General features: G+C 68.6%; 8 protein-coding genes, 1 tRNA gene and 1 pseudogene. 8 read left to right on the forward strand and 2 right to left on the reverse strand.

Annotated elements, in window-relative coordinates; translation table 11 throughout:
• Positions 1-56: 56 nt before the first annotated feature.
• Positions 57-1,751, forward strand: coding sequence for an EAL domain-containing protein (locus tag ML342_RS02965; protein WP_240125445.1), 1,695 nt, complete (start codon positions 57-59; stop codon positions 1,749-1,751).
• Positions 1,748-4,063, forward strand: a complete 2,316-nt coding sequence (locus ML342_RS02970) for an ATP-binding protein (RefSeq protein ID WP_439655138.1) — start codon at positions 1,748-1,750, stop codon at positions 4,061-4,063. Before ML342_RS02965 ends, ML342_RS02970 begins: the two co-directional genes overlap by 4 nt.
• Before the next feature lie 13 nt (positions 4,064-4,076).
• On the opposite strand, the gene queD is transcribed toward ML342_RS02970, so the two are convergent.
• Both queD and ML342_RS02980 read right to left on the reverse strand, forming a co-directional pair.
• Positions 4,077-4,430 (reverse strand): 6-carboxytetrahydropterin synthase QueD, encoded by a 354-nt coding sequence (gene queD / locus ML342_RS02975; RefSeq protein WP_240125446.1) that lies wholly within the window; start codon positions 4,428-4,430, stop codon positions 4,077-4,079.
• Between the two features lie 69 nt (positions 4,431-4,499).
• Positions 4,500-4,576: transfer RNA gene (locus ML342_RS02980), tRNA-Met, on the reverse strand.
• A 121-nt stretch (positions 4,577-4,697) separates the two neighbouring features.
• Here ML342_RS02980 and ML342_RS02985 point away from each other — a divergent pair.
• The 6 genes and pseudogenes from ML342_RS02985 to sppA form a co-directional block, all read left to right on the forward strand.
• Positions 4,698-5,189 (forward strand): annotated as a pseudogene (locus ML342_RS02985) (RNA pyrophosphohydrolase); the annotation flags it as partial.
• Between the two features lie 205 nt (positions 5,190-5,394).
• Positions 5,395-5,796: a phasin family protein gene (locus tag ML342_RS02990; RefSeq protein WP_240125447.1), complete on the forward strand. Its 402-nt coding sequence runs from the start codon at positions 5,395-5,397 to the stop codon at positions 5,794-5,796.
• 245 nt (positions 5,797-6,041) lie between these two features.
• Positions 6,042-7,235, forward strand: coding sequence for an efflux RND transporter periplasmic adaptor subunit (locus ML342_RS02995; RefSeq protein ID WP_240125448.1), 1,194 nt, complete (start codon positions 6,042-6,044; stop codon positions 7,233-7,235).
• Positions 7,236-7,318: 83 nt separating this feature from the next.
• On the forward strand, positions 7,319-10,495 hold the full coding sequence (locus tag ML342_RS03000) for an efflux RND transporter permease subunit (RefSeq protein ID WP_240125449.1): 3,177 nt from the start codon (positions 7,319-7,321) through the stop codon (positions 10,493-10,495).
• Between the two features lie 613 nt (positions 10,496-11,108).
• Positions 11,109-12,497, forward strand: a complete 1,389-nt coding sequence (locus ML342_RS03005; protein WP_240125450.1) for an MATE family efflux transporter — start codon at positions 11,109-11,111, stop codon at positions 12,495-12,497.
• Positions 12,498-12,570: 73 nt separating this feature from the next.
• Positions 12,571-14,472 carry a signal peptide peptidase SppA gene (gene sppA, locus ML342_RS03010; RefSeq protein WP_240125451.1) on the forward strand — a complete coding sequence of 634 codons (1,902 nt, stop codon included), beginning with the start codon at positions 12,571-12,573 and terminating at the stop codon, positions 14,470-14,472.
• Positions 14,473-14,490 lie beyond the last annotated feature (18 nt).

The following is a 14,490-nucleotide window of genomic DNA, read 5'->3' on the forward strand; positions in this document are numbered from 1 at the left end:
CCTGCTATCGCCCGCGACGCGCTGCCGAGCCTCCCTCCGGTCACAGAGCATTCCGCATGAGCAACCCGCAGGACTCCACCTCTCCCGATGCGCTTCCCTACCGCGTACTGATCGTGGAGGACGATCGCAGCCAGGCGGTTTTCGCCGAGGCGATCCTACGCGGCGCCGGCATGCAGACCGAGGTCATCGCCGTTCCGGAGCGCGTGCTGGAAGCGGTGGAACGCTTTGCCCCCGACCTGGTGCTGATGGATTTGCACCTGCCCGGCCTCAGCGGCACCGAACTGACCCGGCAGATCCGCGCGCTGCCGCGCTTTCTGCACATGCCGGTGGTATTCCTGACCGGCGATCAGGACCCCGACCGCCAGCTGGAGGTGCTGGAGCACGGCGGCGACGACTTCATCCTCAAGCCGGTGCGGCCGCGCCACCTGGTCGTGGCCGTGCAGAGCCGCATCAAGCGCGCGCGGGCCCTGCAGGCATTGCAGGCGACGATGCCGCAGGAATCCGAGCGCCACCCGAGCACTGGCCTCTACCACCGGACCGCGCTGATGCAGCGGCTGGAGGCACAGCTGGCCACCGGCAAGGGCGGCGCGCTACTGCTGGAGATGGGCCACGCCAGCGCGCTGCGTGGCCGCTACGGCTATGCCGCCTACGAAACCCTGATGAACGATGCCGGCGGCGTCCTGGCCAAGCTGGTCGGGGATTACCCGGCCGCGCGCATGGCCGACAACGTGTTCATGGTGGCGGCTCCGGGGCTGGATCGCGCGGGGCTGGACGAGTTGGCCCGCCGCCTGCGCGACGGCATCGGCTACCACGACTTCCAGGTCAACGGTGAATCTCTGCGGCTGCGCTGCACGGTGGGATACGCCAGCTATGAGCACGGTTTTGCAGATGCCGGCGCCGCACTGGCGGCCGCGGAGGAAGCCGCGCGCGAGGCCCAGGCGTCTCCTGCCGGGATCGCCAGCTACACCCCGCACGACGCCACCGGCAACACCGCGCTGGTGCAGGAGCTGCGGGCGGCGCTCGCGCCCGGTGGCCGCGGCTTGTATCTCGTCTTTCAGCCGGTGGTGGCGGTGGCCGGCAGCGACGAGGCGCAGTTCCAGGTGCTGCTGCGCATGACCGGGCCGGACGGCAGCGTGCGCCGCGCGGCCGAGTTCCTGCCCGCCGCGCAGACCGCCGGGCTGATGCCGGCGCTGGACCGCTGGGTGATGGAGCAGGCGCTGGATCTCATGCAAAAGCGTCGCGCGGAAGACCGTCCGATGCGCCTGTTCGTCTCACAGTCTCCGCACACCCTGGGACAGGAAGGTTACGCCACGTGGCTGCGGCAGGCGCTGGAAGCACGCCAGCTGGATGGTCCGCAGCTGGTGATCGACCTGCGTCTGGAAGACGCCATCGTGCACGTGGTGCTGCTGCAACAGCTCTGCGAGCAGCTGGTGCCGGTCGGCGTGCAGTTCTGCCTGAGCCAGTTCCGCTACACCGAGGACGCCAGGCAGCTGCTGCAGGAGCTGCCGCTGGGCTTCGTGCGCCTGTCCGCCGAGTTCGCCCGCCACCCGCTGCCGCGCGAGCTGCGCGATGAAATGCGGCTGGCGATCGACCATGCGCATCGCCTGGCGCTGCAGGTGATCGCGCAAGCGGTGGAAGATCCGCAGGCAGCCTCTGCGCTGTGGCTGGCCGGCATCGACTACATCCAGGGCAACCTGATCCAGCATCCCGACCAGGCGCTGGATTTCGATTTCCGGAGCGCCACCCTGTGAACGCCGCGGGCGGCGCTCGCCTGACGCTGACCAGCATCCGCTGGATGGCCCTGGGCGCGGCCGCCGGCGCGGCGCTGGCGCTGGTGACAGAACGCCTGGGCGTGCAAGGGCCGTGGGAGCTGATCGCCCTGGTACTGATCCTGCTGGCCATGTTCGGTGGCGCCACCTATGCGCTGGCCGTGCGCAACCGCGAGCTCGAACTGCGCGAGCAGGTCGAGCAGGCACAGCACCAGGTGGAGGAAATCAGCCAGCTGCAGCGCGAGCTCGACCGACGCGCCAGGCTGGAAGAAGAGCTCACCCGCGCCAAGCAGGCGGCGGAAGCGGCGGCAATGGCCAAGGGCGAGTTCCTGGCCACCATGAGCCATGAGATCCGCACCCCGCTCAACGGCATCATCCCGATGCTGGACCTGCTCGCCAACTCGCGCCTGAGCCCGGATCAGCAGGAAATCCTGCGCACCGCGATCGCCTCGGCGCAGCAGCTGTTGCGCATCGTGGACGACATCCTCGACTACTCCAAGCTGGAGGCCAACCGGCTGGAGCTGGAGACCACCGCGTTCAACCTGCGTGAGCTGCTGCAGAGCGTGATCACCTTGATGGAGCGCTCGGCCGCCGCCAAGAATCTGCACCTGACGCTCTACATCGACCCCGCGGTGCGGCTGCCGGTGCGCGGCGATCCGGTGCGCCTGCGCCAGGTTCTGAGCAATCTGGTGAGCAATGCGATCAAGTTCACCGAGCGCGGCAGCGTCACCGTCACCGTCAAGCGTATCGGCGAAACCCCGGCCCAGCACCTGCTGCGCTTCGAAGTGCAGGACACCGGCATCGGCATCGAACCGGAGGTGCGCGACAAGCTGTTCCAGCCCTTCAGCCAGGCCGATGCCTCCACCACCCGCCTGTATGGCGGCACCGGGCTGGGCCTGGTGATCTCGCAGCGGATCGTGGCCCTGATGGGCGGCAAGATCGGGGTGGAGTCACAGCCGGGCCTGGGTTCCACTTTCTGGTTCGAAATCCCACTGCTGAAGATCGCCGGCGACATGCCGACCCAGCAGCAGGACCTCTACGGTGGGCGAGTGCTGTTGATCACCACCGATTCGCGCCTGCGCATGCGCCTCACCACGCTGCTGCCGAACTGGGGGCTGCGCGTCACCACCGTGGAGAACACCCACGACGCGCTGGAGCGCCTGCGGCAGGCGCACGCGCAGGGCGAGCCCTGGCGCTACTCGGTGGTGCTGGCGGATCTGTCCAGCATCCGCAGCACCGCCCTTTCGCTGGCACGCAACCTGGAGCGCCGCCAGCAGTACGGCGATGCACGCTTGGTGTACCTGCGCGGGGATGACGTCACTTCGCTCGACCTGCCGGTTTCCGCCACCATCATTCCGCGCAACGTCGAAGACGTCGATCTGCGCGCGGCGCTGTCGAGATCCGGGGTGGCGTGGGCACAGCACGATCCGCATCCCGCACCGGTTCAGCAGTCCACCCCAGACGAGGCCAAGACCGCCAGCACCCACGCGCCGCGGGTGCTGTTGGTGGAAGACAATCCGGTCAATCTGATGGTGGCGCAGCGCCTGCTGCAGGTGCTGGGCGCGGAGTGCGAGACCGCCGGCAACGGCCAGGCGGCGTTGGAAAAGCTCGAATCCGGTCAATACGACCTGGTGCTGATGGACTGCCAGATGCCGGTGCTGGATGGCTATACCGCCACCCGCAAGTGGCGGGAGATCGAGCAGCAGCGCAAGCCCGCGCGGCGCATGCCGATCGTGGCGATGACCGCCAACGCGATGGCCGGCGACCGCCAGAAGTGCCTGGATGCCGGAATGGACGACTATCTGGCAAAACCGGTCACGCGCGCCGAGCTGGAGCAATGCATCAAGCGCTGGAAAGACAGCCGCATGCGGGTGCCGGAGACCCCGCCGCCGGAATCCTCCCCAGCCTCGGCCGATCAACCCACCGGGCGCGCGCCGTCCGTGCTCGACGGCAACGTGCTGGGCGAACTGCGCGAGGTGCTGGGCGATGAGGTGGACAACATCATCTCCGTATATCTGGAAGACGCGCCGCGCCTGATCGCACAGCTGGAGCGCGCCGCGGTCACGAGCGATCCGATCGCGCTGCGGGTGACCGCGCACACCTTGAAGTCCTCCAGCGCCAACGTCGGCGCCACCACCCTGGCCAACGCCGCGCGCGAGCTCGAGCACGGCGCGCGGGACGGCACGCTGACCGATCCGGCGTCCGCCGTGGCCGCGATCGTCACCGAGTTCGAACGCGTGCGCGCGGCCCTGCAGTCGCAACTGAAGAAGGACGCCGGCAAGACCCCGGGCTGATCGCGAAACGCCGTCAGCCGCTGTAGCGGCAGCCGGACGTGCAGGTTTCGCGTACCACCACGGCCGACAGCAGCGGCACCTGCGGTTTCAGCCGCTCCCAGATCCAGATCGCCAGGCGCTCGCTGGTGGGATTCTCCAGCCCCTCGATCTCGTTGAGGTAATGATGGTCCAGCTGCTCGTACAGCGGCCGAAATGCCGCCTTGAGCTCGGCGAAATCCATCACCCAGCCGGTTTCCGCGCCCGGCTCGCCGCTGACGTGCAGCTCGATCACGAACGAATGCCCATGCAGGCGCGCGCATTTGTGCCCGGCCGGCACGTTCGGCAACCGATGCGCAGCCTCGATGGTGAAGGTCTTGTAGATGTCCATGGGCAGGCGAAAGGCCGGGACGCAGACGAAAAACCCCGCCAAAGTGCGGGGTTGCAAGCGCCATGGCGGTGGTGGCTATGGGTGGACTCGAACCACCGACCCCAGCATTATGAGTGCTGTGCTCTAACCGGCTGAGCTACATAGCCGACACGGAGCCAAGCATTATCCTGATCCCGCCTGCCGTCGTCAAATCGACGCGCCGGCGCTTGCCGTCCGCGGCGGCGGCTGGCACAGTCGGGCCAACGAGTGATTCGCGGAGTCCGCACCGTGGTCGATCCGGACGGCTTTCGCCCCAATGTCGGAATCGTGCTGATGCGCGACGACGGCCGCGTGTTCTGGGCGCGGCGCGTCCGCCGCGACGGCTGGCAGTTCCCGCAAGGCGGCATCCATACGGATGAAACCCCGCTGGAAGCGATGCACCGCGAGCTGCGCGAGGAGACCGGCCTGCGCCCCGAGCACGTGGAAGTGCTGGGCGCCACCCCCGGCTGGCTGCGCTACCGGCTGCCGCCGCACGCGATCCGCCACCGCGACCGGCTGGTCTGCATCGGTCAGAAACAGGTGTGGTTCCTGCTGCGCTTTCTCGGGCGGGAGCAGGACTTGCGCCTGGATCTGACCGACGCTCCCGAGTTCGACGGCTGGCGCTGGGTGGACTACTGGTATCCGCTGGCGCACGTGGTGCCGTTCAAGCGCAGCGTCTATGCCCGCGCCCTGCACTATCTAGCGCCGTTGGCGCGCGCGGTGGCCGGCGCGCAGGCCATCCCCGAACCAGCTCCCGACACCCCTCCACGCCTGCGCCAGCGCTGATCCCGCGCCGCATCGGCGCATGCCGCCCAGCTAAAATCATGAACCGAGCATGAATAGTAAGCGGCGACAGGCGGCCGCGTGTTGCATCGCAACAAATCCCCGCATATGCTGCATTGCACAAACCGGCAATCCCTGCCGGGCCGCCACGCAGGAGACCGCCATGTATTCGTTCAATCTCAACGAGCAGTTCAGCAAGACCGCCGCCCAGTTCGCCGATGCGGCGGCCGAGATCCATCGCTTGGCGCTGAGCAATGCCGAGAAGGCGCTCGGTCTGCACATGGCCGCGCTCGAGGAAAACCTCAGCGCCACCTTTGCCTTCGCCGGTGAGTTGGTGGACGTGCGCGACCCCGAAGCGCTGAAGACGGTATGGCCGAAGGGCCTGCAGGTTGCCCGCACCAATGCCGAGCGCAGCCTGGGCGCCGTCCAGGAAGCCTTTGCGCATACCCTGAAGACCTACGAGGCGGTCGGCACGCTGGCCAAGCGCCAGTTCGAGCAGGTCGGCGAGCAGGTCAAGGCCGAGGCCGAGAAGACCGCCAAGGCCGGCGCCAAGGCCGCCAAGTAAGCCCGCAACCGCATTCCACTCCAGGAATACCGCCGACACGCTCCCCCTCCGTTCGGCGCGTTTTACGCCCGGCAGCTCCGCTGCCGGGCGTTTTTGTCTGTGCCGGCGTTGCTCCTGGCGATCCGGCCACCGGCGCCTTCCGTACAGGGCAACGCGCGGCAGACAGCATGCGTCAATATGTGTACCGAAAAGTTCACTAAACATGCTAGCCTTGCCACGTCTTCCGCTTCCCTCCCGGAAAACCCATGTCTGCCACCTCCCCCCATTCCTCCAAGCCCAATGTCCCGCTGCGCTGGATCCTGATGCTGGCTGGCGTGCTCGTCGTGTTCGGCGGCGTATTCCTGGTCAAGGCGGTGTTCGCGCGCAAGACCAACGCGTTCTTCGACCACATGCCGCAGCCGGCGGTGGCGGTGAGCACCTATGCCGCCCGCAGCGAGCGCTGGAACGAGCAGGCGCAGGCGGTCGGCACCCTGGTGGCGGTCAACGGCACCAACGTCACCACCGAGTCCGGCGGCGTGGTGCGCAGCATCGAGTTCCAGGCCGGCCAGCCGGTGCGCGCCGGCGACGTGCTGGTGCGGCTGAACACCGCCAATGAGGAAGCCACTCTGAAAGCGCTGGACGCGGCTGCAGCATTGGCGCAGGCACAGGCCGAACGCTGGACCCGGCTGGGCCAGGATCAGCTGGTGTCGAAGGACGACGTGCAGCAGAAGCAGACCGCCGCCGCCAGCGCACGCGCACAGGCCGAGGCACAGCGCGCGCTGATCGCGCAGAAGACCATCCGCGCGCCGTTCTCCGGCGTGCTCGGCATCCGTCAGGTCAACCTCGGCCAGTACGTGGCGCCAGGCGCGACGATCGTTTCGTTGCAGCAGCTGGATCCGATCTACGTCAACTTCTCCCTGCCCGAGCAGATGATCGACGAGGTCACGCCCGGCACCGCGGTGACCGCCACCGTGGACGCACTGCCCGGCAAAGTATTCGTGGGCAAGGTGAATGCCGTGGAGCCACAGGTGAACCCGAGCACGCGCAACTTCGGGGTGCAAGCGACCTTGCGCAATCCAGAGGGTTTGCTGCGTCCGGGTAGCTTCGCCCGGGTCGCTTTCGATCTCGGCAACGCCCAAGATGTCGTGGTGATTCCGCAGACCGCGGTCAGCTTCAACCCGTACGGCAACGTGGTGTTCGTGGTGACCAAGGTCGCGCGCAAGCCCGGCGAGACCGACATGCAGGGCAAGCCGCTGACCGGCGACAAGCTGGTCGTCACCCAGCGTTTCATCAAGACCGGCGCCACCCGCGGGGATCTGATCGCGGTCAGCGACGGCCTGAAACCGGGCGAGACGGTGGTGACCTCCGGGTTGCTGAAGCTGCGCAACGGCGCCGAAGTGACCATCAACAACCGCGTGCAGCCGGCCGCCGACCTGCACCCACAGGTGCAGAACAGGTAAGGAGCCACCCCGCGCTGGGCATGCGGCGCCTCCGGTCCGCTCCTAGCCTGCTCCTAGCCTGCCGTCGTCTCCAGGACATCCTCATGAAGTTCACCGACATCTTCATCCGCAAGCCGGTGCTGGCGATGGTCGTCAGCCTGTTCATCCTGCTGCTGGGCCTGCGCGCCTTCAGCGAACTGAACGTGCGCAAGTATCCGGAGCTGCGCAATGCGGTGGTCAACGTCACCACCGCCTATTACGGCGCCGACGCCAACCTGATCCAGGGCTTCATCACCACTCCGCTGGAGCGCGAGATCGCGAGCGCCGAGGGAATCGACTACATCGCCTCCACCAGCTCGGCCGGGGTCAGCAGCATCCAGGCCTACATCCGGATGGACAAGGATCCGAACCAGGTGCTGACCCAGATCAGCGCCAAGGTCAACAAGCTGCGCGGCCAGCTGCCGCCGCAGTCGCAGGATCCGGTGATCGACCTGCAGCAGGGCGAGCAGATCGCGGCGATGTACGTTTCCTTCGCCAGCAACACTCTGACCAACAACCAGATCAGCGACTACCTGACCCGGGTGATCCAGCCCAAGCTGGTGACCGTGCCCGGCGTGCAGCGCGCCGAGATCCTGGGCGCCGGCACCTTCGCCATGCGCATCTGGCTGAAGCCGGAGAAGATGGCCGCGCTCAAGGTCACCGGCAGCGACATCCAGAATGCGCTGCAAGCCAACAACGTGCTGGCGGCGGTCGGCTCCACCAAGGGCCAGATGGTGGCGATCGACATGACCGCGCGCACCGACCTGCGCAATGCCGACGAGTTCCGCAAGCTGATCGTGCGCGAGCAGGACGGTGCGATCATCCGCCTGGGCGATGTGGCCGATGTCGTGCTGGGCTCGGAGAGTTACAGCACCTCGGTACGCATCAACGGCGAGGCCGCCACGTTCATGGGCATCTACGTCGCGCCCGATGCGAACTCGCTGGAGGTCATCAAGGCCGTGCGCAAGCTGTGGGACAGCCAGATCGTGCCGCAGCTGCCGCAGGGCATCACCGCCACCATTCCCTATGACAGCACCGAGGCGATCAACGACGCCATCAACGAGGTGATCCGCACCATCGTCGAGGCGCTGGTCATCGTCATCGTGGTGATCTACCTGTTCCTGGGCTCGCTGCGCAGCGTGCTGATCCCGGCGGTCACCATCCCGCTGTCGCTGATCGGCGGGCTGTTCCTGATGCTGGTGCTGGGCTTCTCGATCAACCTGCTCACCCTGCTGGCGATGGTGCTGGCGATCGGCATCGTGGTGGACGATGCGATCATCGTGCTGGAGAACATCCACCGCCACATCGAGGAAGGCATGTCGCCGTACGATGCCGCCATCCGCGGTGCGCGCGAGCTGGCCTGGCCGGTGGTGGCGATGACCACCACCCTGGTCGCGGTGTACCTGCCGATCGGCTTCCAGGGCGGCCTCACCGGCGTGCTGTTCACCGAGTTCGCGTTCACCCTGGCCGGCGCAGTGCTGCTGTCCGGCGTGATCGCGCTCACCCTCACCCCGATGATGAGCTCGCGCATCCTCAAGGCGCACGACCCCGAGCACCCCAAGAGCCGGCTCGAGGACTGGCTGGACCGCCGCTTCGAAGCGCTGCGCCAGGCCTACCAGCGGCGCCTGCATGGCGCGCTGGAAACCAAATCGGTGATCGCCGCGTTCGGCCTGATCGTGCTCGTCAGCTGCGTGTTCCTGTACAGCACCGCGCCGAAGGAACAGGCGCCGCTGGAGGACGAGGGCTTCATCTTCTCGGTCGCCAGCGCCGACCCCACCGCCACCCTCGACTACGTCGAGCGCTATACCGCCGAGATCAACCGGATCGCCAAGGGCGTGCCGGAGGTGCAGGACCGCTTCCTGTTCAACGGCGGCTTCGGCGGCGGTGGCGGCGGCGCCAGCCCGATGGCGATGGGCGGCTTCGTGCTCAAGCCGTGGAGCCAGCGCAGCCGCTCCACCAACCAGGTGCTACAGCAGGAACTGCAGCCGAAGCTGGCGCAGGTGACCGGCCTCAACGTGTTCTCGCTGGTGCCGCCCTCGCTGCCCAGCGCCGGCGGCGGCCCCAGCGGCGGCGAGTTCATCATCGGCGGCGTGGGTGAGCTGTCTCAGCTATCCGAACTGGCGGATGCGGTGCTGGCCAAGGCCCGCGCCAGCGGGCGCTTCATCTTCCTCGACAAGGACCTGAAGATCGACAAGCCGCAGATCGAGGTGGTGGTGGACCGCGACAAGGCCGCCACCCTCGGGATCGACATGCGCACCCTCGCCGCCGACATGTCGGCGATGCTGGCCGGCGGCTACACCAACCTGTTCTCGATGCAGAACCGCTCCTACCGGGTGATCCCGCAGGTCGAGCGCCAGCGCCGGCTGAACGCGCACGACCTCGAGAACTACTACACCCGCACCCGCGACGGCCAGCTGATCCCACTGTCCACCCTCGTCACCCTCAAGGAGAGCACCCAGCCGCAGTCGCTCAAGCGCTTCCAGCAGCTCAACGCGGTGGCCATCACCTTCGCGCCGCGCCCGGGCGTGACCAAGGGCGAGGCGCTGGCGATCCTGGACCAGGCCGCCAAGGACGTGCTGCCGCAGGGGTACAGCGTGGACTACGCCGGCGAATCGCGGCAGTTCAAGCAGGAGGGCTCGGCCATGCTGCTGACCCTGGTGCTGGCGCTGCTCGTGATCTACCTGGTGCTGTCGGCGCAGTTCGAGAGCTTCCGCGACGCGCTGATCATGCTGCTGACCGTACCGATGGCGATCAGCGGCGCGCTGCTTGCGCTGAACGTGCTGGCGCTGGTGGCCAACGTGCTGCAGTTCGCCGGGATCGAGGCCTTCCCCGGGATGAGCATCAACATCTACACCCAGGTGGGCTTGGTGACCCTGATCGGGGTGATCTCCAAGCACGGCATCCTGATCGTGGAGTTCGCCAACAAGCTGCAGGAGCAGGGCCTGTCCAAGCGCGAGGCGATCGAGCAGGCCACCGGCATCCGCCTGCGCCCGGTGCTGATGACCACAGCCGCGCTGGTGTTCGCGATGATCCCGCTGCTGCTGGCCAAGGGCCCGGGCGCGGCCTCGCGCTTCTCGATGGGCATGGTGATCGCCTCCGGCATGACCATCGGCACCCTGTTCACCCTGTTCGTGCTGCCGGCGTTCTACCTCTACCTGGCGCGCGACCATGCCCACGATCGCAAGCCGGACGCCGAGGCGGCAAGCGACGCCCTGCCGCCGCCGGAGCCGCGGCAGGCCTGATCGCGATAGCGGCCTGAGACAAGAACGCCCGGGCCTGCCCGGGCGTTCGTATTTATGCGCCAAACCCATTGCGCCAGCGCGAAGAAGTCTCAACTTCCGTACCAGCTGAGCCGGTCAAAGACTGCCTCCCCTCCCCAAGCTCAGGACGAACGAGCTTCAAATCACCATGCCGGATCAATAGTTGTGCTGGCCTCCCGCGCACGCGGGGATCGACCTTAATCGCGATTAATGTCAAACGCTTGGCGCGGGGTCTCCCGCGCACGCGGGGATCGACTCGCGATAAAAGGCACGGCGGCATGGTCGGCTAGGGGTCTCCCGCGCACGCGGGGATCGACTGCAAAGAGAGCAGTTCCCGCTCGTGATCAAGATGAGCACCGACGGCCGCCAGGTAGCGCAGGCCCACACCGCGTTCGTGCTGCCGCTGCTGACGCCGGCGGACCGGGCCGGCGTTTCCGAGGCGGGCAGGACGCCGCCCAGGGTTCAGGACGCTCGCTCGAGCGATCAGACAAGGTGCGCTTGCGCCGCCCCAAGGGCACGCCGTACGCCGTACTCACGCATCCCGGTAGAATGCGCGCAGACGCATCGGCCAGCGTGGTCCGCGTCCCTCACCCCCATGCCCTCCCCGTTCTCCCGCCTCCGCCACGATGCGGCCCTGACCGCGCGCCTGGCCGCGCCGCTGGCGGCCGGGCATTTGTCGCATGGGTTGGTGGGCCTGATCGACACCGTGGTCGCCGGCCACCACGGTACCACCACCCTGGCCAGCGTCTCGGTCGGCGCGGCGCTGTTCTGGCTGCCGATGCTGGCGCCGATGGGCACCCTGATGGCGCTGCCGCCGTCGGTGTCGCAGCTGGACGGCGGCGGCCGCCGCGCGGAGATCGGCCCGCTGTTCCGGCAGGCGCTGTGGCTGGCGGCGATGCTGGGGGGGCTGCTGTTCGCGCTGATCTCGCTGCTGCCGCTGGCGCTGCGACCGATGGGGATCGCGCCCGACATCGCACCCGGCGCAACCGCCTTCCTGCACGCGATCCGCTGGGGCATCCCCGGCTTCACTCTGTATCTGGCCATGCGCTATCTGAGCGACGGCCTGCACTGGTCGCTGCCGACCATGGTGGTCGGCTTCGGCGGCTTGCTGCTGCTGGCGCCGGTGGGCTATGCGCTGACCAATGGCCTGCTGGGCCTGCCCGAGCTGGGCGCCGCCGGGGTGGGCATCGCTTCGGCGCTGATGTTCTGGCTGCAGGCACTGGCGCTGGCGCTGTACCTGTGGCGCGCGCGCCGGTTCGCCGATCTCGCCCTGTTCGCGCACTGGGAGCCGCCGCGCTGGGCGGTGATCGCCGGCCTGCTGCGCACCGGGCTGCCGATCGGGGTGACGGTGCTGATGGAAGGCGGGCTGTTCGCGGCGACCGCGCTGCTGATCGGGCGCCTGGGCGAAGTGCCGGCGGCCGCGCATCAGATCGCGCTGAACGTGGCCTCGCTGTGCTTCATGGTGCCGTTCGGGCTGGCCGAAGCCACCACCGTTCGGGTGGGCCACGCGCTCGGCCGCGGCGACCGCGAGGGCGTGCGCCGCGCCGCGTTCGCCGGGTTCGCGCTGGCGCTGGCCACCCAGGCCGGCTCGGCGCTGACGCTGCTGCTGGGGCACACCGCGATCGCCACGCTGTACACGACCGATCCCGCGGTGATCGCGCTGGCCGGCCGCCTGCTGCTGCTTGCCGCGTTGTTCCAGTTTCCCGATGGTATCCAGGTGGTGTCGGCGGGCGCCCTGCGCGGCCTCAAGGACACCCGGGTGCCGATGTGGCTGGCGGCGCTGGCGTACTGGGGCATCGGCATGCCGGTCGGCGCCGGGCTGGGGCTGGCCCTGGGCTGGGGCGCGCCCGGCATGTGGCTGGGCCTGACCGCCGGCCTGACCGTTGCCGCGACGCTGCTGCTGCGGCGCTTCTTGCGCAGCAGCCGGCGCCTCCCCATGCCGTCTTCACCCGCGCCGGTGGTCACCATGACCGATGCCGGATGATTCCCTCCACCATCCCCACTAGCATTCCCTCCCGCGCCGCGCGCCGTCGGCGCATCCCCCACGGAGCACCCCAATGAACGAACCGCGCCGCCGCGGCCCCATCGTCCGCCTGATCATCGCCAGCTGGCAGGCCCTCGACTTCACCCGTCGGCTGCTGCTGAACCTGCTGTTCCTGATCGTCGTGCTGTTGCTGCTGCTGGCCATGCTGGGCAGCGGCCGGCTGGCGCCGCTGCAATCCCGCACCACTCTGGTGTTCGCGCCGCAAGGCCGGCTGGTGGAGCAATACAGCTGCGACCCCTTCAGCCGCAGCCTGGCGCGCGCCGCCCACAGCGAGGATTGCAGCGAAGTCCGGCTGCGCGACGCGCTGCGCGCGCTCGACGCCGCGCGCACCGATGCGCGGATCGAGCGGGTGGCGGTCTTCCTGGATGACCTGCAGCCCTCCGGTTTTGCCTCGCTGCGGGAAATCGCCGCCAAGCTGGCCGCGCTCCGCGCCGCCGGCAAGCAGGTGATCGCCTATGGCGAGGGCTATTCGCAGGGCCAGTATCTGCTGGCCGCGCAGGCCAACGAGATCTACCTCGACCCGATGTCCCCCAGCGGCGTGATGCTGGACGGCCTGGCCGCCTATCGCCAGTACTACCGCGAGGCGCTGCAGGACAAGCTCGGCGTGGACATGCATCTGTTCAAGGTCGGCACCTACAAGTCCGCAGCCGAACCCTATGTGCTGGATGCCGCCTCGCCGGCTGCCAAGGAAGCCGACCTGTACTGGATGGGGGACGTCTGGCAGCGCCTGCTGGACGACATCGGCCGCGCGCGCGGGCTGACCCCTGCGCAGCTTCAGCACTACGCCGACACTCTGCCGCAGCAGGTGGTGGCGGCTCGCGGCGACCTGGCGCAGCTGGCGCTGCAGCAGAAGCTGGTGACCGCGCTGAAGACCCGCGACGAGGTGGATGCGCTGCTGGCCGAACGCGGAGTGGCCGACCCCGATGCCGACGGCGGCTTCCGCCAGGTCGGGCTGGACACCTATCTGCAGCACATGGACGGCGCGCTACCGCAGACCGACGCGCGCCCGCAGGTGGCGGTGGTGGTGGCCGAAGGCGAAATCAGCGGCGGCATCCAGCCACCCGGCAGGATCGGCGGCGATTCCACCGCCGCCCTGCTGCGGCAGGCGCGCGACGATGACGCCGTGAAGGCGGTGGTGCTGCGCGTGAACTCACCGGGCGGCGAGGTGTTCGCCTCCGAGCAGATCCGCCGCGAAGTCGCGGCGCTGAAGCAGGCCGGCAAGCCGGTGGTGGTGTCGATGGGGGATGTGGCCGCCTCCGGCGGCTACTGGATCAGCATGGACGCCGACCGCATCTATGCCAATCCGTCCACCATCACCGGCTCGATCGGCATTTTCGGCCTGTTCCCCACCATCGATCGCACGCTCGGCAAGCTCGGCGTGCACACCGACGGCGTAGCCACCGCGCGCTACGCCGGCGCGTTCGACATCACCCGTCCGCTCGACCCGGGCGTGGCTGCCACCGTGCAGGCGGTGATCGAGAAGGGCTACCGAGATTTCACCGGCAAGGTGGCCAAGGCGCGCGGCAAGCGCGTGGAGCAGATCGACGCGGTCGCGCAGGGCCGGGTGTGGAGCGGCGCACAAGCCAGGCAGCGCGGGCTGGTGGACGCCTTCGGCGGGCTCGACGACGCCATCGCCGATGCCGCCGCACGCGCCAAGCTGGGCGCGCGCGAACACTGGCAGGTGCGCTTCCTGGAAGCGGACGCGACCACGTTCTCGCAGTGGCTGAGCGATCTGATGCAAAGCCGCGCCGGGCTGGCGCTGCTGCGCACTACTGGGGCCGCCGACTGGCTGCTGGCCAGCCGTCTGCACGGCCTGAGCCAGACCGCGCCGCTGCGCTTCGCGCAGGCCGCGCTGGACCGCCGCGGCCCGCCGCGGGTGACGGCGCTCGCCTACTGCTTCTGCGAGCCGCGCTGAGCCGCCGCGCGGGCGGTG

It is taken from the genome of Thermomonas alba (genome assembly GCF_022419205.1).
GTDB classification, from domain to species: Bacteria; Pseudomonadota; Gammaproteobacteria; order Xanthomonadales; family Xanthomonadaceae; genus Thermomonas; species Thermomonas alba.

What these genes read in the sequence shown, in the direction of transcription:
- ML342_RS02965 (WP_240125445.1), top strand. Translation starts at nt 57, where the DNA reads ATGAGCAACCCGCAGGACTCCACCTCTCCCGATGCGCTTCCCTACCGC.
- queD (WP_240125446.1), bottom strand. Translation starts at nt 4,430, where the DNA reads ATGGACATCTACAAGACCTTCACCATCGAGGCTGCGCATCGGTTGCCG.
- ML342_RS02990 (WP_240125447.1), top strand. Translation starts at nt 5,395, where the DNA reads ATGTATTCGTTCAATCTCAACGAGCAGTTCAGCAAGACCGCCGCCCAG.
- ML342_RS02995 (WP_240125448.1), top strand. Translation starts at nt 6,042, where the DNA reads ATGTCTGCCACCTCCCCCCATTCCTCCAAGCCCAATGTCCCGCTGCGC.
- ML342_RS03000 (WP_240125449.1), top strand. Translation starts at nt 7,319, where the DNA reads ATGAAGTTCACCGACATCTTCATCCGCAAGCCGGTGCTGGCGATGGTC.
- ML342_RS03005 (WP_240125450.1), top strand. Translation starts at nt 11,109, where the DNA reads ATGCCCTCCCCGTTCTCCCGCCTCCGCCACGATGCGGCCCTGACCGCG.
- sppA (WP_240125451.1), top strand. Translation starts at nt 12,571, where the DNA reads ATGAACGAACCGCGCCGCCGCGGCCCCATCGTCCGCCTGATCATCGCC.